Below are 23888 nucleotides of genomic sequence, written 5' to 3' on the forward strand. Positions count from 1 at the left end.
CACAGACTAGAGTGAGGCCACGATGAACGCTCCCAGGCGCGCCGCGCGTCCGCGCGCATCGCGGCGCACGGTCGCCGGTGTGCGCCTCGCCCTGTCCTCCCTCTCCCTCGCTCTCGGGGTGTCTTCTGCCGCCCTGGCCGCCGTGTCGCTGCGCGTCGCCCGCACCGTGGTCACGCCCGCCGGTCGGGTTCCGAACGTGCGCATCGCCTCGGTCGACGCGGCGGCGCAGACGATCACCCTCGACCGCACCCCCGACACCGAATTGCCCGGCCGGTACGGCCTCTTCACCGTGGGGAGCGTCGACTACCTGCGGGTGGGGTCCATCGTCGGCAGCGACGCGACGACCGTCACCCGCAAGCTGCTGACGCACGTGCCCGCCGACGGCGACCTAGCGCCCGAGGCCGCGTTCAGCGGCTGGTACTACGACCAGCCGGAAGACCTGCACCTCCCCGTGCGTTCCGTGACGATCGACACCCTGATCGGCGCCTGCCCCGCCTGGGAGTTCCCGGCGCCCGCCGACACCGACGTGTGGGTCATCCAGGTGCACGGGCGCGGCACGACGCGCGCCGAGACGCTGCGGGCCGTCCCCGTCTTCCACGACCTCGGCATCACGAGCCTGGTCGTGTCGTACCGCAACGACGGCGAGGCCGCGCCGAGCGCCACCGGCACGTACGCGCTGGGGGCGACCGAGTGGCACGACCTGGATGCCGCGATCGGGTACGCCCGCGCGCACGGCGCGCGCCGCGTCATCGTGATGGGCTGGTCGATGGGCGGAGCCCTGGCCCTGCAGGCGGCGTTCGACTCGCCGCACGGCGACATCATCGCCGGTCTCGTGCTCGACTCGCCCGTCGTGGACTGGCGCACCGTCCTCGCCTATCAGGGGCGTCTGATGCGCCTGCCCGCACCGGTGTTCGGCCTCGCCCAGCACCTCATCGGGTCGACCTGGGGCGCCGCCCTGCTCGGCAGCGGCGAACCCATTCCGCTCGACCGCCTCGATGGAGTCGCGCGGGCGGCCGAGTTGCGGCATCCGGTGCTCCTGCTGCACAGCGACGACGACGGGTTCGTCCCCGCCGACGCCTCGCACGCCCTGGCCGCCGCGCGGCCCGACCTCGTCACCATGGAGACCTTCGAGGTGGCGCGCCACACGAAGCTGTGGAACTACGACGAGATGCGGTGGACGGATGCCATCCGCTCGTGGGTGCGCGCCCAGGGCCTCGCGGTCGGCGATCCCGAGGGCTGAACACCTCCCGCGCCCTCGCCGAGCGCACGCGTGCGGCGGGTCTCAGCCGGCGCGCTTCGCGCGCACCTGACGCTTCGCGCGCATGAGCATGCCCGTCATCCCCGCGATGCGCAGCGGACTCACCGCGCGCGTCAACCCGATGCTCTGCGGGAAGTCGTCGGGCACGGCCAGCATCTCGTCGGCGCTCAGCCCGGTGAGCCCCTGCGACAGGATGCTCGCGAACCCGCGCGTGGTCGGCGCCTCGGCGGGAGCGGTCGCGTGCATCGCGACGCGATCCTCGGCGTCGACCGTGACGATGATGTACACCGGCGACTGGCACTCGACGACGCGTTCACGCATCTCGGGGTGGTCGGCGTACTCGGCCGGCACCGCCGGCAGCTCCTGCGAGAACTCCAGCAGCAACTGCAACCGGTCGGGCTCGTCGAGCTCGAGGAACTCCTCGCGGATCTCGGCGAGGCGGGCGGGGAGGGCGTTGTCGGACATCTCCGTCATCTTCCCACGCCCGCGACGACCGCGCTCAGCGCGCGGGCACCTCGCCCGGCTCCGACCCCGCGACGATCGGCACGCGCACGGCGCTGCCCCACTCGGTCCACGATCCGTCGTAGTTGCGCACGTCCTCGAAGCCGAGCAGGTGCTTCAGCACGAACCAGGTGTGGCTCGAGCGCTCGCCGATGCGGCAGTACGCCACGATCTTGTCGCCGTCGGCCAGTCCGGCTCCGTCGCGGTAGATGGCATCCAGCTCCGCGCGCGACTTGAACCCGCCGTCCTCGGCGACCGCCTTGCTCCACGGCACGCTCTGGGCGCTCGGGATGTGTCCTGCGCGCAGCGCGCCCTCTTCGGGATAGGCGGGCGCGGTGGTGCGCTCGCCGGAGTACTCCTCGGGGGAGCGCACATCGATGAGCGGGTTGCCGAGGTGCGCGAGCACGTCGTCTTTGTATGCGCGCAGGAGGGAGTCGTCGCGCTCGACCACGGGGTAGTCGGTGGGCTCGACGACCGTCTTGTCGGTCGTGACCGGACGCCCCTCGCCGATCCACTTGTCGCGTCCGCCGTCGAGCAGGCGCACGTCTTCATGGCCGAAGAGCGAGAACACCCACAGGGCGTACGCGGCCCACCAGTTGTTCTTGTCGCCGTAGATGATGACGGTGTCGTCGCGCGAGATGCCCTTGCGGCTCAGCAGCTCCGCGAAGCCCTCTCCGTCGACGTAGTCGCGCACGACGGGGTCGTTCAGCTCGGTGTGCCAGTCGACCTTGACCGCGCCCGGGATGTGACCGACCTCGTAGAGGAGCACGTCTTCATCGGATTCGACGACGACCAGGCCCGGCTGACCGAGGCGTTCCTGAAGCCAATCGCCGGTGACGAGCCGGCCCGGCTCGGCGTAGTCGGCGAATTTGGGGGAGGTGGTGTCGAACTCGACGGTCACGGGCGTCTCCTCGGTCGGGGTGTCGGATGCGGCGGCATAGGGTGGACACCGCACCTCCGACCCTAGATCTGCTGTGTCGGGGCCAGCACCCCTCTCGTAAGACTCGGACACAGGACGACCATGACTTCTACGCCCGCGACGACCGGCCTCATCCACCTCGGCGACCGCGAGCCCGCGGTCACGGGTGCCGAGATGGTGAACGCCCTGGTACCGCCCCCGCAGTTCGACGGCGCGACGTTCGAGTCGTACCGGGCAGACGACGCGTACCCGTCGCAGCAGGAGTCGAAGGAGTTGCTGCAGGCGTTCGCCGGCAAGCAGTCGGCTCCGGCCAAGAAGGGCGGGTTCTTCCGCCGCGCCGAGAAGGCTCCGGCCGTCAAACCCGGCGTCTATGTCGACGGCGGCTTCGGCGTCGGAAAGACCCACCTGCTCGCATCGATCTACCACGCCATGCCCGCGCGCCGGAAGTACTTCGGCTCCTTCATCGAGTACACCGCCCTGGTCGGCGTGCTCGGCTACGCCAAGGCCGTCGAGCTGTTCCGCGGATCCGACCTGCTGTGCATCGACGAGTTCGAGCTCGACGACCCGGGCGACACGATGGTGATGACGCGACTTCTCGGTGAGCTCGTGGCATCCGGCACCCGGTTGGCCGCCACCTCCAACACCCCGCCCAACGCCCTGGGCGAGGGCCGGTTCGCCGCCCAGGACTTCTTGCGCGAGATCCAGTCCATGTCCGACAGCTTCCGCACGATCCGCATCGACGGCACCGACTTCCGCCAGCGCGCCATCGACGGCTCCGCCAAGGTGCTGTCGGACGACGACTACCGTGCGGCGATCGATGCCGCGGCGGCCGGGGGAGTGGCATCCGACGACGCGTTCTCGGACCTCGTCGCCCACCTCGCCCGCGTGCACCCCTCGCGCTTCATCCGCCTCATCGACGGTGTCGACACCATCGGCCTGCGGGACGTCGAGGTGCTGCACGATCAGTCGGCCGCGCTGAGACTGGTCGCCTTCATCGACCGCGCGTACGACGCGCAGATCCCCATCCGGGCCACCGGCGTGCCGCTCAACACGGTGTTCGGCGAAGAGATGCTCGGGGGCGGCTACCGCAAGAAGTACCTGCGCGCCGTCTCGCGCCTGGTCGCGCTCACGCACTCCTGAGGCTCTCTCATCACCGCCTCTCGGCCCGACGAAACGTGATGTTTACCGGGGCGGGCCTGCTGTAACCCGCCGGTAACACGAGGCGAACGACGACGGTAACCCGGGCTGACGACACTGAGGGGACCCGACGCTGCACCTGCGTCCCTGCAGAGAGGTTCCCTCCGAGATGGATCAAGGCAACACCGCATTCATCCTGATAGCAGCCGCCCTCGTGCTGCTGATGACGCCAGGACTCGCGTTCTTCTACGGCGGCCTCGTCAAGGCCAAGAGCGTCATCAGCATGATGATGATGAGCTTCGGCGCAATGGGTCTGATGGGGGTCCTCTGGGTCCTCTACGGATACGCCATCGCGTTCCCCGCAACCGACTCCGGGGTCACCAACTTCCCCTGGATGCTCGACTTCAACGAACTCGGCCTCACGGGCGTGCTCGAGACCCCCGAGGGCGCCGCTTACCCGCCGCTCGCCTTCGTCGCCTTCCAGGCGACCTTCGCGATCATCACCGTCGCGCTCGTGTCGGGCGCCATCGCCGACCGTGCCAAGTTCGGTGCGTGGATGATCTTCGCCGGCATCTGGGCCACGGTCGTCTACTTCCCCGTCGCCAGCTGGGTCTTCAACTTCGGCCTGGCCGAGGACGGCTCGTTCTCGTACGGCGGCTGGATCACCAAGGGCCTTCAGGACGTGTTCGGCGTCGGGGCGATCGACTTCGCCGGTGGAACCGCGGTGCACATCAACGCCGGTGCCGCAGCCCTCGCCCTGGCGATCGTGCTCGGCAAGCGCGTCGGCTTCCAGAAGGGCGCCCACGTCCCCCACAACCCGCCGTTCGTGCTGCTGGGCGCGGGTCTGCTGTGGTTCGGCTGGTTCGGTTTCAACGCGGGCTCCGAGCTCGCCGCTGACGGCACCGCCGCCCTGGCCTTCGTCAACACGATCGCCGCCCCTGCCGCCGCTCTTCTCGCCTGGCTGATCGTCGAGAAGATCAAGGACGGCAAGCCCACCTCGGTCGGCGCCGCCTCGGGTGCCGTCGCGGGTCTCGTCGCCATCACCCCGGCGTGTGCCGCTTTGACGCCCGTCTGGGCCATCGTGCTCGGCCTTGTCGCCGGTGCCGTCTGCGCCCTGGCGATCGAGCTGAAGTTCAAGCTCGGCTTCGACGACTCGCTCGATGTGGTCGGCATCCACCTCGTCGGTGGTCTGATCGGAACGCTGTACCTCGGCATCTTCGCCAACAACACCGGCCTCATCTACAGCGGCTCGTTCAACCAGCTGGTCGTTCAGGCGATCGCCGCCCTTGCGGTGCTGGTGTACTCCTTCGTGCTCGCCTTCGTCATCGGTCTCGCGATCGAGAAGACGATCGGCTTCCGCGTGAAGAACGAAGACGAGATCGCCGGCATCGACACCGTCGTGCACGGTGAAGAGGGCTACGTGCTCTCGGACGTGCGCGGCTGATACCGCCTCACCCCGAACGGGGCGTCACCGATTCGTCGGTGGCGCCCCGTTCTGCGTGCCTAGGGTGTGGGTATGGGAACCACGTCTCGCCTGCTCTCTGCCCTGTTGGGCATCCTGCGTCCGTCGACGACCGTGCCGACGTCGCGGGGCGATCGCCGCAGCACCGCTCCCGTACGGCCTTCACAGCCCGCTGCGACGTCGTCTGCGCCCGCCGGCGCCCAGACCGTCGAGATCGAGCCGCCACGGCGTCTGACGGTCTCGTACGCCCCCGAACTCGACAACGCCCCCGACGGTGGCGAGGTCATCTGGACGTGGGTGCCCTACGAGGAACGCGACGGTCGGGGCAAGGACCGCCCCGTCCTCGTGATCGGTCGCGCGGATGCCACCCACTCCTACGCCGTCCGTCTGACGAGCAAGCCGCACGACGGCGACCGCCAGTACCTGGCGCTGGGTACGGGGGACTGGGACCCGCAGGGCCGGCCCTCCTGGCTCGACATCGAGCAGGTGTACCTGGTGCCCGACGCAGGCATGCGACGCGAGGCGGCGCTAGACCGTCGTCGGTTCGACACGGTCGCGGCGGCGCTGACAACGCGGTACGGCTGGCGGCGCGGCTGACGCCCGCTTCGGCGCCGATCATCGGGGCCGTCGAGGTGAGGAACCCCACGACGGGATAGACCCGGAGCGGTTCGCCGGCCGTGGCCGCAGGGGACCGCCGACGGTGCTCGCGGGCACCGCCCATGCGCGACATCGCCGGAGAAACGACGAAGCCCCCGGCGGACCGGGGGCTTTCGGTGGGCGATGCCGGACTCGAACCGACGACCTCTTCCGTGTGAAGGAAGCGCGCTACCAACTGCGCCAATCGCCCGCATCTCGTACGGGACTCATCGATCGTACCGGATGCCGAGGAGTGCTCCGAACCATAGGCCGCGCAGCAGAAGGAGACACGCGCGGGGCGCGCCCCGTTTTGCGCCGGCGCTCAGATCAGGTAATGTCTTACGAGTGCTCGGGGCAAGCCCCGGGAACGAAATGCGGATGTAGCGCAGTGGTAGCGCATCACCTTGCCAAGGTGAGGGTCGCGAGTTCGAATCTCGTCATCCGCTCGAGTGAAGAGGTCTTCGTCAGGGAAACCGACGGAAGATCACGACACGTGGGTCGAACCACACACGGTGGCGTGGCCGAGCGGCTAGGCACCGGCCTGCAAAGCCGTTTACACGGGTTCGAATCCCGTCGCCACCTCGCTCATAACAGAACAGCCTGTATAGGCGCGATTGGCGCAGCGGTAGCGCGCTTCCCTGACACGGAAGAGGTCACTGGTTCGATCCCAGTATCGCGCACAGCTCAGTATCGTCGAAAACCCCCGGACTTCCGGGGGTTTTTTGCGTTACGACACGGCGCACTCGACGATCGCGATTCGCCGGAGATCGGCATCCCGTCGACGAGTGCCGGCACCGTGCCGTGGGGGAGCGACCCGCTTCGAGCCGGTTTCACGCCTCCGGCGGCTTGCGCCGACGACGGGCGCCCAGCTCGACGCCGAGGCGCACGCAACCGATGATGATGAACGCGAAACCGAGCACCACCACGTTCCACCGCCACAGCCCCTCCCCGTCGAAGAGAGACGACGAGGCGAAGGCGAGGATCGCCGCGAGGAAGAGCCACCCGGCGATCTGCGGGGGAGTGTCCTTCTTGTCCGTCATGAGCCCCACGATAGGCAGGGCCATCGACGGCGACCTCCGCCGGGAGGGGGATATCCCACCGGCGCACCCGGGAATCCGAGGTGGAGACTCCCGCCCCAGGCAGGGGGGTGCCGAGGGGGCGGGGCGGGAGCCTTGACGAGGCTACACGATTGTCCCCCAAATGGGGGACACGGACCCCTCTCGCTCCGTCGCTGCGTGTCGCGCGATGACACACGGCGCGCGGGGCGCACGGCGGATCTGGGCGAGGGGGGAATAGTTCCCGCCGCCAGTAAGGGGGGCTGGTGAAGTGCCTGACGGCGGGAACGTTCTGACGCTAGGGCATGTCCCCCAAGTGGGGGACGGGTAGCGGGCAGACTTGCGCCCACCTTGAGGTTCTCTTCAGCCGACCTTGAGGTTGCACGTCCCGGTCGCTCGACGTCGGGATCAGAGCACCCCGATGCTCTCCAGGTACTGCGCGACGCGTTCGTGCGCGACGGTGTCGACCGATTGGCCGCCGGGGCGCCGCACCGCCGTCAGCAGGGTCACGGAGTCGTTCGACAGTCCGAACTCATGGGTGTGCAGCGACACCACGACAGCCCCCACGCGCGGCACCACATAGCTCCCCATGTCCTCACCGTAGAGCGTTCGTCTACGCCATGGAAGCGCTCCCATAACCTGTGCGCGAAGTGCACAGGGCGCGCGCGATCGGTCCGGGAACACTCATCGACGAGCGCAACCCCGGTGAGTGCGCGGGGACCGCGCAGTACCGTGGGCGACATGACCGTTCCCGACACCCTCTGGCGCGAGATCGCGGCATCCCCGTTCGTCTCCCTCGGCACCTATCGCAAGAACGGCGCCCTCGTCGCGGTTCCGGTGTGGGTCGCCCGCGACGGCGACGAGCTCGTCGTGACGAGCGAGCGCAACACGGGCAAGGTGAAGCGCCTGCGCAACGACCAGCGGGTGACCCTGCGCCCCTGCAGTCGGATGGGAGCGGTGGAGCCGGATGCCATTACGGTCGAGGCGCACGGCCGCATCGCTGCGGCCGCGACCGACGACGCGCACGCCGACGCGGCCCTGCGCCGCAAGTATCGTCTGCAGTACCGGCTGATCCTCGGATTCGAAGCCCTCGTGCGCCGGGTCCAGCGCAAGCCCGGCGACCGCGTCATCATCCGCATCTCGCGCTGAGCACGGAGCGCGGATCGGCGAGAAGGCCGCGCAACGTCACGGCCTAGCCGGAAACCGCACGACGACGCAAGGGGGTTTTCGACTCCCGGGCATTCGCGAGACGTTAGTGGTGAAGAACCGGTCGACACCCCCCGGCCACCGCGTTCGACATTCTCGCCGAGGAATGCGCGGCCCCGGGCTTCGATCCTCGAGGGCATCATGGGCAAGTTCATTTACGACAGCAACATCAAGGTCGATTTCGAGGACCGTCTCCTCGCCCACTTGCAGGCCGTGATCATGGCCAAGGTACGTCGCGGGGAAAGCTTTCCGTTCACCTGGAAGGACGACATCAGCACCGGGGGCGGGCGGACGACGGTCTACATCCACCCGAACGTCTCGCTGGTGTTCAAGTATCACGGCAGCCGCACTCCGCAGCTGAGCTCGGCCTGGCTGCACGCGCTGACCCACAACGCCAACTCCGGCCGCGGCCTCTACGTCATCCCCGAACCCGACGAGTTCACGCCGCGCGACAGCGCTCCGCGCGATGAGATGGTCTTCCGCGAGGTGCCGAACGACCAGCATCCTGCGTTCACGAAACCTTGAACGGGAATAGCCCACCCGACGGCGACGGTTGAGACGGGCATGAGCGACTGGACCGACGCCAAGCCCTACTTCGAAACCGACGCGATCGCGCACCTCGCCACCCTCATGCGCGACGGGTCCCCGCACTCCGTCCCGCTGTGGGTGGGCGTCGACGGCGATCGCCTCATGATCTTCACCGAGGTGGACACGCTGAAGGACCGCAACCTGCTCCGCGACCCCCGCGTGGCGATCTCGGTGACGGGCGCCGACAACGCCTACGCGATGGCGTTCGTGCGCGGTGAAGCGGGGGGACGCATCGACGGCGACGCAGCCCTGCCGTACGTCGACCGCATCTCCACGCTGTACACGGGCGCACCGTATGAGATGCGCGAGGGACTGGCGGTGTGGTTCATCGAGCCCCGCAAGTCGTGGGCGCGCGCGTACGAGAGCTGACGTTCAGAACGCCAGCGGCAGCACGCCGAGGACGAGGATGATCGGCGCGATCACCGCGCCGAGGAGCACGAAGCGGCTCCAGCGCACCTCGACGCCCGCTGCGACCAACCGGTCGTGCCAGAGAAGGGTCGCCAGCGACGCCCAGGGCGTGACGATCGGTCCCGCGTTGACACCCACGAGCAGGGCCGCCAACCGCACGGGCGACCCGGCGACCGACTCGAGCGCCAGGTAGCCCGGCAGGTTGTTGATGCCGTTCGCCGCCAGCGCCCCCACCCCGGCGAGCTGCCAGAGCGAGACGAGGTCGTCGCCCGTTCCGGCGAGCACCGAGGTGATCCGCCCGATCCCCAGGGCTTCCAGCGCGCCCACCGCCAGGAACAGACCGCCCGCGAACACGAGAAGCGACCACGGCACCAGCCGGATGCCGAGAGTCCGGGGCGCCCGCCACGCGAACACTGCGATGAGCACGACGGCAGCGCCGACGGCCGGCATCCACGGCTCGAGACCGATCACGAGCAGCGGCAGCAGGGCGAGGGTCACCACCCCCGACACGCGCAGCAGCACGGGATCCGAGACGGTGGGGGAGGCGGCATCCGGGTACGTCTTGGGCAGGCGACGCAGGAACACCAGCGTCAGCACGACGACCGACACCGCGATGGCGATGAACGCCGAGGGTCCGAGCAGAGCGAGGAACGCGACCGGGTCGTGCCCACCGCCGAGAGCCTCGGATGCCAGCAGGTTGGTGAGGTTCGACACCGGCAGCACCAGCGAGGCGGTGTTGGCCAGCACCACGGTCACGAACGCGAAGGGCAGCGGATCGAGCTTGCGCGCCACCGCCATCGAGACCACGACCGGCGTCAGCAGCACCGCGGTGGTGTCGAGCGACAGGAAGGCCGTCGCCACCGTCGCGAGGGCCATGACCAGCACCCACAGCAGCGCCGTGCGTCCCCGGGCGATCCGGGCCAGGCGCGCGGCGACGACGTCGAACAGGCCCGCTTTCGACGCCAGCTCGGCGACGACGGTGACCGCGACGACGAAGAGCAGGATCGGCCACACGCGATCGGCGACGGCGAGGGCGTCGTCGGCGGGGAAGATGCCGGTGAGCAACGCGATGATCCCGAGGATCCACAGCACGCCGCCGATGATGGCCAGAGTCACCGCTCCACTATGGGGCACGTCGGGTGCGGTCGAGACCACGCCCGCCGGGTAGCCTGGAAACGACCCCTTCAGGAGATGTTCTGTGACTGATTTCCCCGCCGATGGCTTCGCCCTCTTCCCCGACCGTTCGGTCGTCGCTCTGCGCGTCAACGGGGAACTGAAAGACCTGGCCACGACCGTGACGGCCGACGACCAGGTGGAGCCGGTCACGATCGACAGCGCCGACGGACTCTCGATCCTGCGCCACTCCACCGCGCACGTGCTCGCGCAGGCGGTCCAGCGTGTCAAGCCCCAGGCCAACCTCGGTATCGGCCCCCCGGTCACCGACGGCTTCTACTACGACTTCCAGGTCGACGAGCCCTTCACTCCCGAGGACCTCAAGGTCGTCAAGAAAGAGATGGAGCGCATCGTCCGCGAGAACCAGCGGTTCGTGCGCCGCGTCGTCACCGACGACGAGGCGCGGGCCGAACTCGCCGACGAGCCGTTCAAGCTCGAGCTCATCGGACTCAAGGGCGGTTCCGCCGAAGCCGCAGAGGGCGCCTCGGTCGAGGTCGGCGCGGGCGAGCTGACGATCTACGACAACGTCACCCGCGACGGCGAGACCGCGTGGAAAGACCTGTGCCGCGGACCCCACGTTCCCGGTACCCGCCTGATCGGCAACGGCTGGGACCTCACCCGCATCGCCGGTGCGTACTGGCGCGGCAGCGAGAAGAACCCGCAGCTGCAGCGCATCTACGGCACCGCGTGGCCCACGAAAGACGAGCTGCGCGCGTACCAGCACCGCCTCGAAGAGGCCGCCAAGCGCGACCACCGCAAGCTCGGCAAGGAACTCGACCTGTTCTCGTTCCCCGACGAGATCGGCCCGGGGCTGGCGGTGTTCCACCCCAAGGGCGGCATCATCCGCTACGAGATCGAGCGGTACATGCGCGAGCGCCTGCTCGCCAACGGCTACGACGTCGTGAACACCCCCCACATCACCAAGGGCGACCTGTTCATGACGAGCGGTCACCTGCAGTGGTACGCCGACGGCATGTACCCCCCGATGGTGCTCGACGAGGTGCTGGATGCCGACGGTCACGTCTCGCGCGAGGGTCAGGCGTACTACCTCAAGCCGATGAACTGCCCGTTCCACAACCTCATCTTCCGCTCGCGCGGCCGCAGCTACCGCGAGCTGCCGCTTCGCCTGAGCGAGTTCGGATCGGTCTACCGCTACGAGAAGAGCGGCACCCTCGCGGGCCTCACGCGCGTGCGCGGCATGACCCAGGACGACACGCACATCTACGTCACCGCCGAGCAGGTGAAGGGAGAGCTGACCCACAGCCTCGACTTCGTGCTGCAGACCCTGCGCGACTACGGCCTCAATGACTTCTACCTGGAGCTGTCGACGAAAGAAGACGGCAACCCGAAGTTCATCGGGGACGACGCGCTCTGGGTCGAGGCGACCGAGACGCTGCGCGAGGTCGCCGAGGCCTCGGGACTCGAGCTCGTGCCCGACCCGGGCGGGGCGGCGTTCTACGGGCCCAAGATCTCGGTGCAGGCGCGCGATGCCATCGGTCGCACCTGGCAGATGTCGACGATCCAGCTCGACTTCAACCAGCCCGAGCGCTTCGAGCTCGAGTACACCGGTCCCGACGGCGAGAAGCACCGCCCCGTGATGATCCACCGCGCCCTCTTCGGCTCGGTCGAGCGCTTCTTCGCGATCCTGCTCGAGCACTACGCGGGTGCGTTCCCGGTGTGGCTCGCACCGGTGCAGGTCGTGGCGGTTCCCGTCGCGGCCGAGTACGGCGACTACCTGGCCGAGATCGTCGCCGATCTGAAGTCGAAGGGCGTTCGCGCCGAGGCCGACCACAGCGACGACCGCATGCAGAAGAAGATCCGCACGCACACCACCCACAAGGTGCCGCTCATGCTGATCGCCGGCGAGCAGGACCGCGCCGCCGGCACGGTCTCGTTCCGCTTCCGTGACGGCACCCAGCTCAACGGTGTTCCCGTCGCCGAGGCCGTCGCCCGCATCACCGGCGCGATCGCGGGCCGCACGCTCGTGAACACCGCCGAGGATCTGGCGTGACGCACGATCCGGATGCCGGGGCGGCGGCCGAGCCGTCGATCGTCGACGCCGCGGATCTCGCGGGGGTGCCCGACGAGTTCCAGCGACTGTGGACGCCGCACCGCATGGCGTACATCTCGGCGGGCCGCGAGCCCATGGAGAAGAACTGCCCGTTCTGCGCGGCGCCCGAGAAGTCCGACGAAGACGGGCTCATCGTCGCGCGCGGCACGACCGCGTACGTGCTGCTCAACCTCTTCCCGTACAACTCGGGCCACCTGCTGGTGTGCCCGTACCGTCACATCGCCACGTACGACCAGGCGACCGACGAAGAGGTCGCCGAGATCGGCGCGCTCACCCAGCGGGGCATGCGCGTGCTGCGCGCGGTGTCGAACTGCGACGGCTTCAACCTGGGGATGAATCAGGGCGCCATCGCCGGCGCCGGAGTCGACGGGCACCTGCACCAGCACATCGTTCCGCGCTGGGCGTCCGACGCGAACTTCTTCCCGATCATCGCCAAGACGAAGGCGCTCCCGCAGCTTCTGGGAGACGTGCGCCGCACGGTGGCCGAGGCCTGGAACGCCTGAGCGGATTCATCCACACCCCGTCGGCGCACACGTCGCGCAGTGACTAGCGTGGGCGGATGGACCTTCGCCTCCGCCCTCTCGTTCTGTCGCTGACGCTCGTCGGAGTGCTGCTGGGCGCGACCGCCTGCATCCCGCTCCCGAGCCCGCGAGATGCCGAGAGCGTCGCCACTCCCGGGCCGACCACCGAGGAGTCGCCGACCGATGGGTCGTCGTCCGCGGCACCCGACGACGACACCGACGCCGACGAGCTGGGCGACGCGTTCGCCGAACGCGAGGAGTTCTTCCGCGCCCAGCAACTGCCGATGGACGGTACGCCCCTGGTCGCGGTGACGCCCGCGCAGAAGCAGTTCATCGCCGAGCAGCGCGCGTACGTCGAGGGACAGGGGGCTTCCTGGTCGCCGCAAGACGAGAGCATCACGCTCGCCTTGGCGGCCGACGCGTGCGAGACCGCCATCCTCAGCGCGCACGAAGTCGATGCGACCACCCTGCAGACCCACGTCGACACGTCTCCGCTGTTCGGCGCGATCCTGCCGAAAGACACCGACGCCGCGACGCGGGCCGCGGGCGAGCGCAACGTCGCCAGCGTCATGATCTTCGGAACTTCGTTCCTCTGCCCCGACGACGCCCCCGCGTGGCAGGCGGCATACCTCGAGGTCTACGGAGGCTGACGCCTCCCGCCGACGCCGAAGCGACCGACCGGACCGCGCCGCGCGGGCGATCGCGCTGCGGGGGCTGCTCAGCGCACCTGGCGCACCGAGAACTGCAGGCGCGGGTGCGCGTACGCCTCCTGCGACTCGATGAGACGCAGCTCGCGCGAGCCCGACTCGTAGGTGTTGGTGAGCAGGTCGAAGACGCTCGACGCCGTGCGCGCGAGCGCGTCGGCCGCGTCGCCGCCGCTGCGGCGGTAATGCGCGGTGAAGAGGGCGGCCGTGACGTCGCCCGAGCCGTTGGCCTTCATCGGGATGAGCGGGGTCTGCACGATCCACGCGCCGTTGTCGTCGACGACCATCATCTCGATCGTGTCGGCTTCGCGGTCGGGGCGCTCGACGCTGGTGACGAGGATCGTGCGCGGACCGCGGTCGCGCAGTGCGTCGGCCGAGTCCAGCGTCGAGTCGATGCTGCCGGGCTCGGTGCCGGTGAGGAAACCGAGCTCGAACTGATTGGGGGTGAGGATGTCGGCGACGGGCACCACGCGCTCGCGCAGCAGCTCGGGGATGGCCGGTGCCACGAAGCAGCCCGACTTGGCGTTGCCCATGACGGGGTCGCAGGCGTACACGGCATCCGGATTCGCCCGCTTGACCCGCGCGACGGTGTCGATGATGACGTCGGCGATGCCCTCGCCGCCCTGGTAACCCGAGAGCACCACGTCGATCTCGGGGAACACCCCGCGGTCCTCGATGCCGGCGATCACCGCGGCCACGTCGTCGGGCGCGATGAGGGGGCCGCGCCACGCGCCGTATCCGGTGTGGTTCGAGAAGTTGACCGTGTAGACCGGCAGGACCTCGACGCCGATGCGCTGCAGGGGGAAGACGGCGGCGGAATTGCCGACGTGCCCGTACGCGACGGCCGACTGGATCGAAAGCACCTTCATGCCTCGATCCTCCCACTTCGCGCCCGCGCGGGGAGCACGCCCGCCGACAGTGTGCCCGCGGCGATCGCGATGTCGTCGGCGAGGGAGTCGGCCGAGTCCGCGTCGAGGTCGTGCACGGTCAGACGCAGGAACGATCCCGCGTGCTCGGGCGCGAGGAAGAACGGATCGCCCTCGCGCACGAGCCAGCCGCGCCGCATGAGCTCCTCGCGCACGGCGGCTGCGGGAACGGGGAGCGGAACCCAGAGGTTCAGGCCGTCGCCCGGGCTCACCGCCAGCCCGCGCGCACTCAGCGCTTCGGCGAAGGCCGCGTTGCGGTGCGCATAGTGCGCCGCCGCCCGTTCGATGCCGGCGCGCACGGCCTCGTCGGTGACGAGCGCGAGGGTCATGCGCTGCAGCAGGTGGCTGACCCAGGTGGTGCCGGGGGTCAGGCGCACGGCGAGGCCGTCGGCGGTGTCGACGTCGGATGCCGTGACCGCCAGGCACGTGTCGGGTCCGAGGAACTTCGACATCGACCGGATACGCGCCCACCGGCGCTGACCCGGGCCGATCACCGAATGCAGTGCCGCCCGCGACAGCAGCGAGAAGTGGTCGTCCTCGATGACGAGCACGTACGGATGCTCGGCGAGCACCGCACGGAGGGCCGCCGCGCGCTCCGCGGTGAGGCTGGCCCCCGTGGGGTTGTGCGCGCGAGGCGTGCAGATCACCGCGCGCACCCCCGCCTCGAGTGCGACGCGGAGCCCCTCCACGGTCATGCCCTCGGCATCCACCGCCACGGGCACCGCGCGATACCCGCCGGTGCGCACGGTGTGCAACGCCGAGAGGAAACAGGGGTCTTCGAGGGCGACGGCGTCGTCGCGCTGCAGGGACTGGGCCAGCAGGCGTTCGATCGCGTCGCTCGCACCGCTGGTGACGGTGATGCGCAGTTCGTCGTGGGGGAGCTGATCCGCCATCCACTCGCGCGCCCAGGCCTCGAGGCCCGGGTCGATGACCGGTTCGCCGTACAGCACGGGTCGGGTCGAGCGCGCGAGGGCCGCGGTGGGGTCGGGGATGCGCCCGGGGTCGGGGTTTCCCGTGCCGACGTCGCGCAGCACGGTGTCGGGCGCGTACCCCTCTTGAGCGACGGCGGCGCGGTCGGCGATACGCGTGCCGCCGCGGCCACGCGCCTCGACGAGGCCGGCTTGCGCGAGCTGACGGTAGGCGGCGACGACGGTGTTGCGGTTGACCCCGAGGTCGGCGGCCACGGCCCGCACCGATGGCAGCAGGGTGCCGGGGGCGAGCTCCCCGCGCTCGATGCGCGTGCGCAGGTCCGCGGCGATTCCGGATGCCGACCGGCCGGTCATGTCGATGGTCATACGCCCCCCTGGGTCGGCGTCCAGCCTATGTCCTGAGCCATGCTACGTTTTGGCCTAAGTCAATGAACGCGCCCCGAAGCGCGGAACGGAGTGGACATGACCGACACCGGAACCTCCCGCGTCAAGCGCGGTCTCGCCGAGATGCTCAAGGGCGGCGTCATCATGGACGTCGTCACGGCCGACCAGGCCCGTATCGCCGAAGACGCCGGCGCCGTCGCCGTCATGGCGCTCGAGCGCGTGCCCGCCGACATCCGGGCCCAGGGCGGCGTGGCGCGCATGAGCGATCCCGACCTGATCGACGACATCATCGCGTCGGTGTCGATTCCCGTCATGGCCAAGGCCCGCATCGGCCACTTCGTCGAGGCGCAGATCCTGCAGGAGCTCGGGGTCGACTACATCGACGAGTCCGAGGTGCTCTCGCCCGCCGACTACGTGAACCACATCGACAAGTACGACTTCACCGTGCCGTTCGTCTGCGGCGCCACCAACCTGGGCGAGGCGCTCCGCCGCATCACCGAGGGTGCCGCGATGATCCGCTCGAAGGGCGAGGCCGGCACCGGCGACGTCTCGGAGGCGACCAAGCACATCCGCACCATCCGCGGCGAGATCAACGCCCTGCGCGCCAAGACCAAGGACGAGCTGTACGTCGCCGCCAAGGAGCTGCAGGCCCCCTACGACCTCGTCGCCGAGATCGCCGAGACCGGAAAGCTGCCCGTCGTGCTCTTCACCGCCGGGGGCGTGGCCACCCCGGCCGACGCCGCCATGATGATGCAGCTCGGCGCCGACGGCGTCTTCGTGGGCTCCGGCATCTTCAAGTCGGGCAACCCCGCCCAGCGCGCCGCGGCCATCGTCAAGGCCACCACCTTCCACGACGACCCCAAGATCGTCGCCGAGGCGTCGCGCGGGCTCGGCGAGGCGATGGTCGGCATCAACGTGTCGGATCTGGCCGCCCCGCACCGACTCTCCGAGCGTGGCTGGTAGTCCCCGCGTCGGCGTCCTCGCCCTGCAAGGCGACGTGCGGGAGCACCTCGCCGCGCTGACGGCCCTGGGCGCCGACGCCCGTCCGGTGCGTCGGCCCGAGGAGCTCGCCGCGGTGGAGGGACTCGTCCTTCCCGGCGGCGAGTCCAGCGTCATCGACAAGCTGGCCCGCACGTTCGGGATGCAGGCGCCGATCCGCGCGGCGATCTCCGACGGCATGCCGATGTACGGCACGTGCGCGGGCCTCATCCTGCTCGCCGATCGCCTCGACGGCGCGATCGAGGGTCAGCAGACCTTCGGCGGGCTCGACGCCCGCGTCGCGCGCAACGTCTTCGGCAGCCAGACCGCCTCGTTCGAGACCGACCTCGAGGTCCCCGCCCTCGGCGCCCCTCCCGTGCACGCCGTCTTCATCCGCGCCCCCGCGGTCGTCGAGTGGGGTCCGGATGCCGAACCCCTTGCCTCGCTTCCCAACGGACGCGTCGTCGCGATCGAACAGGGCTCGCTCCTGGGCACCGCCTTTCACCCGGAGTCGACCGGGGAGCTGCGCTTCCACCGTCGCTTCCTGGATCGCGTTCGCGCCCGACGCGGTGCGGGCGCGCCCGCGCTCTAGACTGGAACGCATGTCCGGACACTCCAAATGGGCCACGACCAAGCACAAGAAGGCGGTCATCGACTCCCGCCGCGCCAAGTCGTGGGCCAAGCTCATCAAGAACATCGAGGTCGCGGCGAAGCTCGGTGGGGCCGACATGCAGGGCAACCCGACGCTGTTCGACGCGGTGCTGAAGGCCAAGAAGACCTCGGTCCCCAAAGACAACATCGACCGTGCGATCAAGCGCGGCGCCGGGATCGGCGGTGAGGCCGTCGAGTACGCCTCGATCCTGTACGAAGGCTACGGACCCAACGGCGTGGCGTTCCTGATCGAGTGTCTGACCGACAACAAGAACCGCGCCGCGGCCGAGGTGCGCACCGCCCTCAGTCGTAACGGCGGCACCCTCGCCGACCCGGGCAGCGTCGCCTACAACTTCGCTCGTAAGGGCGTCATCGTCGTTCCCTCCGAGGGCACGAGCGAAGACGACGTCATGCTCGCCGTGCTCGAGGCCGGCGCCGAAGAGGTCGAGCCCCACGGCGAAGGCTTCGGCGTCATCACCGAGGCGAGCGACCTCGTGTCGGTACGAAGCGCCCTGCAGGACGCCGGGATCGAGTACGACTCGGCCGACGTCGAGTTCGTCCCCTCGCTCAAGGTCGAGGTCGACGCCGACACCGCCCGCAAGGTGTTCCGCCTCATCGACGCGCTCGAAGACAGCGACGACGTGCAGAACGTCTACACGAACTTCGACCTCAGCGCCGAGGTGCAGGCCGAGCTCGAGAACGACGAGTAAGGGCGCGCCCTCGTTTGCGACACGGCTCCTGCGCTTAGCGTGGGGGCCGTGTCCCGTTCCCTCCGCGTCCTCGGTATCGACCCCGGCCTGACCCGCTGCGGCATCGGCGTCGTCGACGTCTCGCCCACCCGTACGGCGTCGCTCGTGCATGTGGGCGTCGTGCGGTCCGCGCCGACCGATCCGATCGAGAAGCGCCTGGCGGCCATCGCCGCGGGGATCCGCGAGGTGCTGCACGCGCACGATCCTCACGTCGTCGCCGTCGAGCGCGTCTTCGCACAGAACAACCGCCACTCGGTCATGGGCACCGCCCAGGCCAGCGGCATCGCCCTGCTGCTGGCCGCCGAGCACGGCATCCCGGCAGCCACCCACACCCCCAGCGAGGTGAAGGCCGCGGTCACGGGGTACGGCGCCGCCGACAAGCTGCAGGTGCAGACGATGGTCGCCCGCGTGCTGCGCCTGGACGCCCTGCCACAGCCCGCCGATGCCGCCGATGCCCTGGCGATCGCTCTCTGCCACGCGTGGCGCGGGGGAGCGGCATCCCCCTCGGACGACTCGGCACTCACCCCCGCGCAGCGCGCCTGGCGCGACGCCGAGAAGCGACGCACGCCCCCCACGCGTGTCGCTCGAACACATGTACGAACCGCGCCCTAGGCTCGGAAGATGATCTCCTCGCTGCACGGTTCGGCGGCCCACGTCGCCGACGATTCACTGGTCATCGTGGTCGGCGGCGTCGGCTTCTCGGTGGCCGTGACCTCCCAGCTCGCCCGCACCGTGCACATCGGCGACGACGTGCACCTGCACACGAACCTCATCGTGCGTGAAGACGCGCTCTCGCTGTTCGGCTTCGAGTCCCGCGAGGAGCTGACGGTGTTCACCCAGCTGATCGGCGTCACCGGGGTGGGTCCCAAGTCGGCGCTCGGCGTGCTGTCGTCGCTCACTGTGCCGCAGATCGCGCAGGCGGTCGCCGACGACGACGACGCCCCGTTCCGTCGCGTGTCGGGCATCGGCCCGAAGACCGCGAAGCTCATCGTCGTGCAGCTCGCCGGCAAGCTCGCCGTGGTCGCCGCCGCCGCCCCCGCGGTCGCCTCGGTCCGCGGCGCCGTGCCCGCGCAGGTGACGCAGGCGCTCATCGGTCTGGGCTGGACGGAGCGGACCGCCGCCGAAGCCGTGGCATCCGTCGCCGAGAACGCCTCCGAGGCCGACCGCGCGTCGGTGCAGGCGCTGTTGCGCCTCACCCTCGCCCTGCTCGGCCCCGCGCGCAAGGAGCCGGTGAGTGGCTGACGTGCGCGACGCCGGCACGCCCGACGACGAGATCGAGCTCGCGATCGAGGGCGCCCTGCGCCCCACCTCGCTCGCCGAGTTCGTCGGCCAGCAGAAGGTGCGCGGGCAGCTGCAACTGCTGCTCGACGCCGCCCGCATCCAGCAGCGCTCGCCCGATCACATCCTGCTGTCGGGCCCCCCGGGTCTCGGCAAGACGACGCTCGCCATGATCGTCGCGCACGAGAGCGGACGCCCGCTGCGTCTGTCGAGCGGACCGGCGATCCAGCACGCGGGAGACCTGGCGGCCCTGCTGTCGTCGCTCACCCCCGGCGAAGTGCTCTTCATCGACGAGATCCATCGCATGGCGCGCTCGGCCGAAGAGATGCTGTACCTCGCGATGGAGGACTTCCGCATCGACATCATGGTCGGCAAGGGCGCGGGCGCGACGAGCATCCCGCTCGATCTCGCCCCCTTCACCCTCGTCGGGGCGACGACACGCGCGGGGCTCCTCCCCAACCCCCTCCGCGACCGCTTCGGTTTCACCGCGCACTTGGAGTACTACGAACCCGAGGAGCTCGAGCGGGTCGTGTCCCGATCGGCATCCATGCTCGACGTGGGCCTGCCCGGCACCTCTCGGTCCGAGATCGCCCGTCGCTCGCGCGGGACGCCCCGCATCGCCAACCGCCTTCTGCGCCGCGTGCGGGACTACCTCGTCGTGTACGGCCCCTCCGACGGCGCCGCCGAGGGAGACGCCGACGTGCGGACGGTGGGCGCCGCCCTCGACCTGTACGACGTGGATGCCATCGGACTCGACCGCCTGGACCGCGCGGTGCTCGACGCGCTCGTCCGCCGCTTCCGCGGGGGACCGGTGGGGCTGAGCACCCTCGCCGTCGCCGTCGGCGAGGAGCCCGAAACCATCGAGTCGGTGGTCGAGCCGTACCTCGTGCGCATCGGTTTCATGGGGCGTACGCCCCGCGGACGCGTGGCCACCCCCGAGGCGTACGACCACCTCGGCGCTCCCCACCCCGACGGCGTCCTCCGGTTCAGCCAGGGGTCATGACCTATACTCGGCGAGGGATTCCCCGACCCCCGCTAGGCAGTGCCGCACGGCGCGCCTGAATTGAAAGGTGCACCGCCTCGATGGATATCGCCCGGTTCTTCGCCGATTACGGCATCATCATCCTGCTCATCGGCCTGCTGGTCTTCATGTTCTACAGCTCGCGCCGTCGGATGAAGAAGCAGAAGGCCGACATCGAGCAGAAGGCGCGCGAGACCGTTCCCGGCGCCGAGGTCCTTCTGCAGGGCGGCCTGTACGGCACCATCGTCGAGTACGACGGTGAAGACCTCGACAAGCCCGCGCACGTCGAGATCGCTCCCGGCGTCGTGATCAAGGTGCACAGCCAGGCCGTGCTCCGCATCGTCAACCCGGCCGAGGGCTTCGTGACCGAAGACGACTTCATCGAGGCCGAAGAGGCCGAGGCCGAGTACGTCGCCGGGGTCGCCGACGGCGACATCACCTCGATCAGCGACGACCGCCGCGCCGCGCGTCACGACGAGCACACCGAGGCCGGCCTCACCGACGCCGAGCGCGCCGACAAGGACCGCCCGCAGGTCTGACGCCCTCACCGGCCCCTTCCTCGTTCACCGCCGCACAGAAAGCCGACTCCGTGGCGCCCTCGACTCCTGTCCGTCATGCCTGGCGCGTGTTGACCGGATTGCTCGCCATCACCGGCGTGCTCTTCGGCATCAACGCGCTGGGCGTGTACGCCTTCTCCGCAAGTTCCTGGACCCCCGAGCTCGCGCTCGACCTCCAGGGCGGCACGCAGATCATCCTGCAGGCCCAGACCACCGACGGGGCCAACCCCGACAGCGAACAGCTGCAGCAGGCCGTCTCGATCATCCGCCAGCGCGTCGACGCCTCGGGCGTGAGTGAGGCCGACGTGGCCACCGAGGGCGGCCGCAACATCGTCGTGCAGATCCCGGGCGAGGCCGACGAGGCCACCCGCGAGCGGATCCAGAGCTCGGCTCAGCTGCAGCTGCGCCCGGTGCTGTTCACCGGCTCGCCGGCCACGACGTTCGTCGGCCAGGACGGCAACACCACGCCGTACCCGACACCCGACCCGTCGCTGCCCGCGACCCCGACCGCGTCGCCCACCAACGGCAGCGACCCCGCGTGGATCACCCCGGCGCTGCAGGCGCAGTTCCTCTCGTACGACTGCGCGAACCCGCCGAGCAACCCCGCGCAGGCTCCCGCCGACCAGCCCATGATCACGTGCGGTCAGGGCGACTCGACCAAGTACATCCTCGGTCCCGTCGAGCTCGACGGCACCGACATCTCCAACGCCACCAACGGCCAGGAGCATAACACCGGCCAGTGGGCCGTGAACCTCGTCTTCAACGACCAGGGCACGCAGACCTTCGCCGAGATCAGCCAGCGCCTCTACGGCGCTCAGGCCCCGCTCAACCAGTTCGCCTTCGTGCTCGACGGCAGCGTGCTGTCGGCCCCGTCGATGAACGGCATCATCGTCGACGGCCGCCCGAGCATCACGGGAAGCTTCACGCAGGAGTCGTCGAAGGCCCTCGCCGACCAGCTCAAGTACGGCGCCCTGCCCCTGAGCTTCCAGGTGGTCAGCTCCGACACCGTGTCGGCGACCCTGGGTTCGCAGCAGCTCCAGGTGGGCTTCATCGCCGGTCTGATCGGTCTAGGGCTCGTCGCGATCTACTCCCTGATCGTGTACCGGGCCCTCGGCACGGTGATCATCGCCTCGCTGGGCGTGATGGCAGTGCTGACCTATCTCGCCCTGTGCATCCTGGCGTGGCGGGCCGGCTTCCGCCTGTCGCTCGCCGGTGTGGCCGGTCTGATCGTGACGATCGGCTTCACGGCCGACTCGTTCATCGTCTACTTCGAACGCATCCGCGACGAGTTGCGCGACGGAAAGTCGATCACGGCCGCCGTCGAAGACGGATGGTCGCGCGCCAAGCGCACCATCTACATCTCGAAGTCGATCAACATCCTCGCCGCCGTCGTGCTGTACATCCTGGCCGACTCCACGGTGAAGGGCTTCGCGTTCACGCTGGGGCTCACCACCGCGATCGACATCCTGATCTTCATCCTGTTCACCCACCCCGTGATGCAGTTGTTGGCACGTACCCGGTTCTTCGGGTCGGGACACCCCCTGTCGGGAATGGACCCGCACGCGCTGGGTGCCGTCTACCGCGGCCGCGCCGAGTTCCGTGCTCCCGTCGCCGACGCCGGCCGTGCGAAGCGCTCGCGCGGTGAGGCCCAGCGCCGCCAGACGATCGCCGAACGCAAGCAGGCCGAGCTCGCCGCCGCGCGCAGCGATAGCCGCTCGACGAAAGAGGGAGACGTCTGATGCGCTCCATGACGCAGCTCGGCAACGACCTCTACTCCGGGAAGACCTCGTTCCCGTTCGTTCAGCGCCGTCGCCTCTGGTTCATCATCGCCGCCGTGCTGGTGATCGGCGCGGCCCTCGTGCCGCTCATCCGCCCGGTGCAGTTCTCGATCGAGTTCACCGGCGGCTCGCAGTTCACGGTGTCGAACCCGGCCTCGTTCGACCAGTCGCTCGCCACCGACGCCGTGACCTCGGTCGTGCCCGGTGCGAGTACGCGCGTCAGCACCATCAGCGACCAAGCCGTGCGCGTGCAGACCGACCAGATGGACAACGACGAGACCCAGGCGGTGGCCGCAGCCCTGGCCTCCGCCTACGGCGTCGATGCGTCCGAGATCACGAACTCGTTCATCGGACCCACCTGGGGCAACGACGTCACGCGCCAGTCGCTCTGGGGTCTGTCGATCTTCCTCGCGCTGACCTTCCTCATCCTCGCGCTGTACTTCCGCACGTGGAAGATGTCGGTCGCCGCCATCATCGGCCTCGTCGACGTGCTCGTCATCACGATCGGCGTGTACGCGCTCTTCGGCTTCGAGATCTCGCCGGCCGCCGTCATCGGCTTCCTGACGATCCTCTCGTACGCGCTGTACGACACCACCGTCGTCTTCGACAAGGTGAGAGAGAACACCCGGGATGACGGCGAGATCTCCGGCCGCACGTTCGCGGAGTCGGTCAACCTCGCCGCGAACCAGACGTTGATCCGATCGATCAACACCACGGTGGTCGCCATTCTCCCCGTCGGCGCCATCCTCTTCATCGGAGTTCCGCTGGGCGCGCGCACCCTGAGCGACATCTCGCTGTCGATCTTCGTCGGCACGATCGTCGCGGCGTACTCGACGCTGTTCGTCGCCGTTCCGATGTATGCCCTCCTGCGTGAGAAAGAGAAGCCGATCGCCGAGCGCGATGCCCGCGTCGTGGCCGCACGCGAGAAGGCGGGCGTCCCGGCCTGACGCCGGGGCCCCGCCCCGCGGGGCGTAGACTTGATCGACTGGCCGTGAGGA

26 protein-coding genes and 4 tRNA genes are annotated in these 23888 nt (G+C 69.5%); 22 read left to right on the forward strand and 8 right to left on the reverse strand.

What is annotated here, in order from left to right; all coding sequences use genetic code 11:
* Nucleotides 1–22 precede the first annotated feature (22 nt).
* On the forward strand, nt 23–1240 hold the full coding sequence (locus IFR11_RS02355; RefSeq protein WP_191915091.1) for an alpha/beta hydrolase family protein: 1218 nt from the start codon (nt 23–25) through the stop codon (nt 1238–1240).
* 42 nt (nt 1241–1282) lie between these two features.
* Here IFR11_RS02355 and IFR11_RS02360 read toward each other — a convergent pair whose 3' ends face one another.
* Both IFR11_RS02360 and IFR11_RS02365 read right to left on the reverse strand, forming a co-directional pair.
* Nucleotides 1283–1723 (reverse strand): SufE family protein, encoded by a 441-nt coding sequence (locus tag IFR11_RS02360; RefSeq protein WP_181015961.1) that lies wholly within the window; start codon nt 1721–1723, stop codon nt 1283–1285.
* 34 nt (nt 1724–1757) lie between these two features.
* Nucleotides 1758–2660: a sulfurtransferase gene (locus IFR11_RS02365; protein ID WP_055837257.1), complete on the reverse strand. Its 903-nt coding sequence runs from the start codon at nt 2658–2660 to the stop codon at nt 1758–1760.
* Nucleotides 2661–2780: 120 nt separating this feature from the next.
* On the opposite strand from IFR11_RS02365, the gene zapE reads away from it, so the two are divergent.
* From zapE to IFR11_RS02380, 3 genes are all read left to right on the forward strand, one after another.
* Nucleotides 2781–3818 (forward strand): cell division protein ZapE, encoded by a 1038-nt coding sequence (gene zapE, locus IFR11_RS02370; protein ID WP_191915092.1) that lies wholly within the window; start codon nt 2781–2783, stop codon nt 3816–3818.
* 166 nt (nt 3819–3984) lie between these two features.
* Entirely contained in the window at nt 3985–5259 is a 1275-nt protein-coding gene (locus IFR11_RS02375; RefSeq protein ID WP_055837263.1) for an ammonium transporter, read from the forward strand.
* A 72-nt stretch (nt 5260–5331) separates the two neighbouring features.
* A complete protein-coding gene (locus tag IFR11_RS02380; protein ID WP_191915093.1) occupies nt 5332–5874 on the forward strand; it encodes a type II toxin-antitoxin system PemK/MazF family toxin in 543 nt (180 codons plus the stop codon).
* A 177-nt stretch (nt 5875–6051) separates the two neighbouring features.
* Here IFR11_RS02380 and IFR11_RS02385 read toward each other — a convergent pair.
* Nucleotides 6052–6124 (reverse strand) — tRNA-Val (locus IFR11_RS02385).
* 163 nt (nt 6125–6287) lie between these two features.
* Here IFR11_RS02385 and IFR11_RS02390 point away from each other — a divergent pair.
* The 3 genes from IFR11_RS02390 to IFR11_RS02400 all read left to right on the forward strand — a co-directional run bounded on the left by IFR11_RS02390 (nt 6288) and on the right by IFR11_RS02400 (nt 6593).
* Nucleotides 6288–6359 (forward strand) — tRNA-Gly (locus IFR11_RS02390).
* A 65-nt stretch (nt 6360–6424) separates the two neighbouring features.
* Nucleotides 6425–6495: transfer RNA gene (locus IFR11_RS02395), tRNA-Cys, on the forward strand.
* Between the two features lie 26 nt (nt 6496–6521).
* Nucleotides 6522–6593: transfer RNA gene (locus IFR11_RS02400), tRNA-Val, on the forward strand.
* Between the two features lie 150 nt (nt 6594–6743).
* Here the strand turns inward: IFR11_RS02400 and IFR11_RS02405 are convergent.
* Nucleotides 6744–6953 (reverse strand): hypothetical protein, encoded by a 210-nt coding sequence (locus IFR11_RS02405; RefSeq protein WP_055940262.1) that lies wholly within the window; start codon nt 6951–6953, stop codon nt 6744–6746.
* 423 nt (nt 6954–7376) lie between these two features.
* Nucleotides 7377–7559, reverse strand: coding sequence for a hypothetical protein (locus tag IFR11_RS02410; protein WP_156458880.1), 183 nt, complete (start codon nt 7557–7559; stop codon nt 7377–7379).
* 150 nt (nt 7560–7709) lie between these two features.
* Between IFR11_RS02410 and IFR11_RS02415 the strand changes: the two genes are divergently transcribed.
* The 3 genes from IFR11_RS02415 (at nt 7710) to IFR11_RS02425 (ending at nt 9131) form a co-directional block, all read left to right on the forward strand.
* Nucleotides 7710–8117 carry a PPOX class F420-dependent oxidoreductase gene (locus IFR11_RS02415; RefSeq protein ID WP_070409789.1) on the forward strand — a complete coding sequence of 136 codons (408 nt, stop codon included), beginning with the start codon at nt 7710–7712 and terminating at the stop codon, nt 8115–8117.
* Between the two features lie 198 nt (nt 8118–8315).
* Nucleotides 8316–8699 carry a DUF7882 family protein gene (locus tag IFR11_RS02420; protein WP_055940258.1) on the forward strand — a complete coding sequence of 128 codons (384 nt, stop codon included), beginning with the start codon at nt 8316–8318 and terminating at the stop codon, nt 8697–8699.
* A gap of 39 nt (nt 8700–8738) precedes the next feature.
* Nucleotides 8739–9131 (forward strand): TIGR03618 family F420-dependent PPOX class oxidoreductase, encoded by a 393-nt coding sequence (locus tag IFR11_RS02425; protein ID WP_055837276.1) that lies wholly within the window; start codon nt 8739–8741, stop codon nt 9129–9131.
* Between the two features lie 3 nt (nt 9132–9134).
* Here the strand turns inward: IFR11_RS02425 and IFR11_RS02430 are convergent, their stop codons facing one another.
* Complete coding sequence (locus IFR11_RS02430; protein WP_191915094.1) at nt 9135–10286, reverse strand: SLC13 family permease; 1152 nt, start codon at nt 10284–10286, stop codon at nt 9135–9137.
* An 82-nt stretch (nt 10287–10368) separates the two neighbouring features.
* On the opposite strand from IFR11_RS02430, the gene thrS reads away from it, so the two are divergent.
* Genes thrS through IFR11_RS02445 form a run of 3 tightly spaced genes read left to right on the forward strand, consistent with a single transcriptional unit; the run spans nt 10369 to nt 13585 of the window.
* Nucleotides 10369–12354 carry a threonine--tRNA ligase gene (gene thrS / locus IFR11_RS02435; protein ID WP_191915095.1) on the forward strand — a complete coding sequence of 662 codons (1986 nt, stop codon included), beginning with the start codon at nt 10369–10371 and terminating at the stop codon, nt 12352–12354.
* A complete protein-coding gene (locus IFR11_RS02440) occupies nt 12351–12917 on the forward strand; it encodes an HIT domain-containing protein (protein WP_191915096.1) in 567 nt (188 codons plus the stop codon). Before thrS ends, IFR11_RS02440 begins: the two co-directional genes overlap by 4 nt.
* A 56-nt stretch (nt 12918–12973) precedes the next feature.
* Entirely contained in the window at nt 12974–13585 is a 612-nt protein-coding gene (locus IFR11_RS02445) for a hypothetical protein (RefSeq protein WP_191915097.1), read from the forward strand.
* 68 nt (nt 13586–13653) lie between these two features.
* Here the strand turns inward: IFR11_RS02445 and pdxY are convergent, their stop codons facing one another.
* Together pdxY and IFR11_RS02455 are read right to left on the reverse strand one after the other, a co-directional pair.
* Nucleotides 13654–14508 (reverse strand): pyridoxal kinase PdxY, encoded by an 855-nt coding sequence (gene pdxY / locus IFR11_RS02450; RefSeq protein ID WP_055837287.1) that lies wholly within the window; start codon nt 14506–14508, stop codon nt 13654–13656.
* Nucleotides 14505–15860, reverse strand: a complete 1356-nt coding sequence (locus IFR11_RS02455; protein ID WP_191915098.1) for an aminotransferase class I/II-fold pyridoxal phosphate-dependent enzyme — start codon at nt 15858–15860, stop codon at nt 14505–14507. Before IFR11_RS02455 ends, pdxY begins: the two co-directional genes overlap by 4 nt.
* A gap of 96 nt (nt 15861–15956) precedes the next feature.
* On the opposite strand from IFR11_RS02455, the gene pdxS reads away from it, so the two are divergent.
* The 9 genes from pdxS (at nt 15957) to secF (ending at nt 23837) form a co-directional block, all read left to right on the forward strand.
* Nucleotides 15957–16841 carry a pyridoxal 5'-phosphate synthase lyase subunit PdxS gene (pdxS, locus tag IFR11_RS02460; protein ID WP_055837293.1) on the forward strand — a complete coding sequence of 295 codons (885 nt, stop codon included), beginning with the start codon at nt 15957–15959 and terminating at the stop codon, nt 16839–16841.
* Nucleotides 16831–17448, forward strand: coding sequence for a pyridoxal 5'-phosphate synthase glutaminase subunit PdxT (gene pdxT, locus IFR11_RS02465; RefSeq protein ID WP_191915099.1), 618 nt, complete (start codon nt 16831–16833; stop codon nt 17446–17448). The genes pdxS and pdxT overlap by 11 nt, the downstream gene beginning before the upstream one ends.
* A 10-nt stretch (nt 17449–17458) precedes the next feature.
* Entirely contained in the window at nt 17459–18217 is a 759-nt protein-coding gene (locus IFR11_RS02470; RefSeq protein WP_055837296.1) for a YebC/PmpR family DNA-binding transcriptional regulator, read from the forward strand.
* Nucleotides 18218–18265: 48 nt separating this feature from the next.
* Entirely contained in the window at nt 18266–18868 is a 603-nt protein-coding gene (gene ruvC, locus IFR11_RS02475) for a crossover junction endodeoxyribonuclease RuvC (RefSeq protein ID WP_055940465.1), read from the forward strand.
* 9 nt (nt 18869–18877) lie between these two features.
* Nucleotides 18878–19498 carry a Holliday junction branch migration protein RuvA gene (gene ruvA, locus IFR11_RS02480; RefSeq protein ID WP_055837302.1) on the forward strand — a complete coding sequence of 207 codons (621 nt, stop codon included), beginning with the start codon at nt 18878–18880 and terminating at the stop codon, nt 19496–19498.
* The gene (ruvB, locus tag IFR11_RS02485) at nt 19491–20537 is read left to right on the forward strand and encodes a Holliday junction branch migration DNA helicase RuvB (protein ID WP_055837305.1); all 1047 of its coding nucleotides are present in this window, start codon (nt 19491–19493) and stop codon (nt 20535–20537) included. The genes ruvA and ruvB overlap by 8 nt, the downstream gene beginning before the upstream one ends.
* Before the next feature lie 80 nt (nt 20538–20617).
* The gene (locus IFR11_RS02490) at nt 20618–21094 is read left to right on the forward strand and encodes a preprotein translocase subunit YajC (RefSeq protein WP_070407992.1); all 477 of its coding nucleotides are present in this window, start codon (nt 20618–20620) and stop codon (nt 21092–21094) included.
* A 50-nt stretch (nt 21095–21144) separates the two neighbouring features.
* Nucleotides 21145–22851, forward strand: a complete 1707-nt coding sequence (secD, locus tag IFR11_RS02495; protein WP_191915100.1) for a protein translocase subunit SecD — start codon at nt 21145–21147, stop codon at nt 22849–22851.
* Complete coding sequence (gene secF, locus IFR11_RS02500) at nt 22851–23837, forward strand: protein translocase subunit SecF (protein ID WP_055837316.1); 987 nt, start codon at nt 22851–22853, stop codon at nt 23835–23837. The genes secD and secF overlap by 1 nt, the downstream gene beginning before the upstream one ends.
* Nucleotides 23838–23888 lie beyond the last annotated feature (51 nt).

It is taken from the genome of Microbacterium sp. CFBP 8801 (assembly GCF_014839455.1).
Taxonomy (GTDB): Bacteria; Actinomycetota; Actinomycetes; order Actinomycetales; family Microbacteriaceae; genus Microbacterium.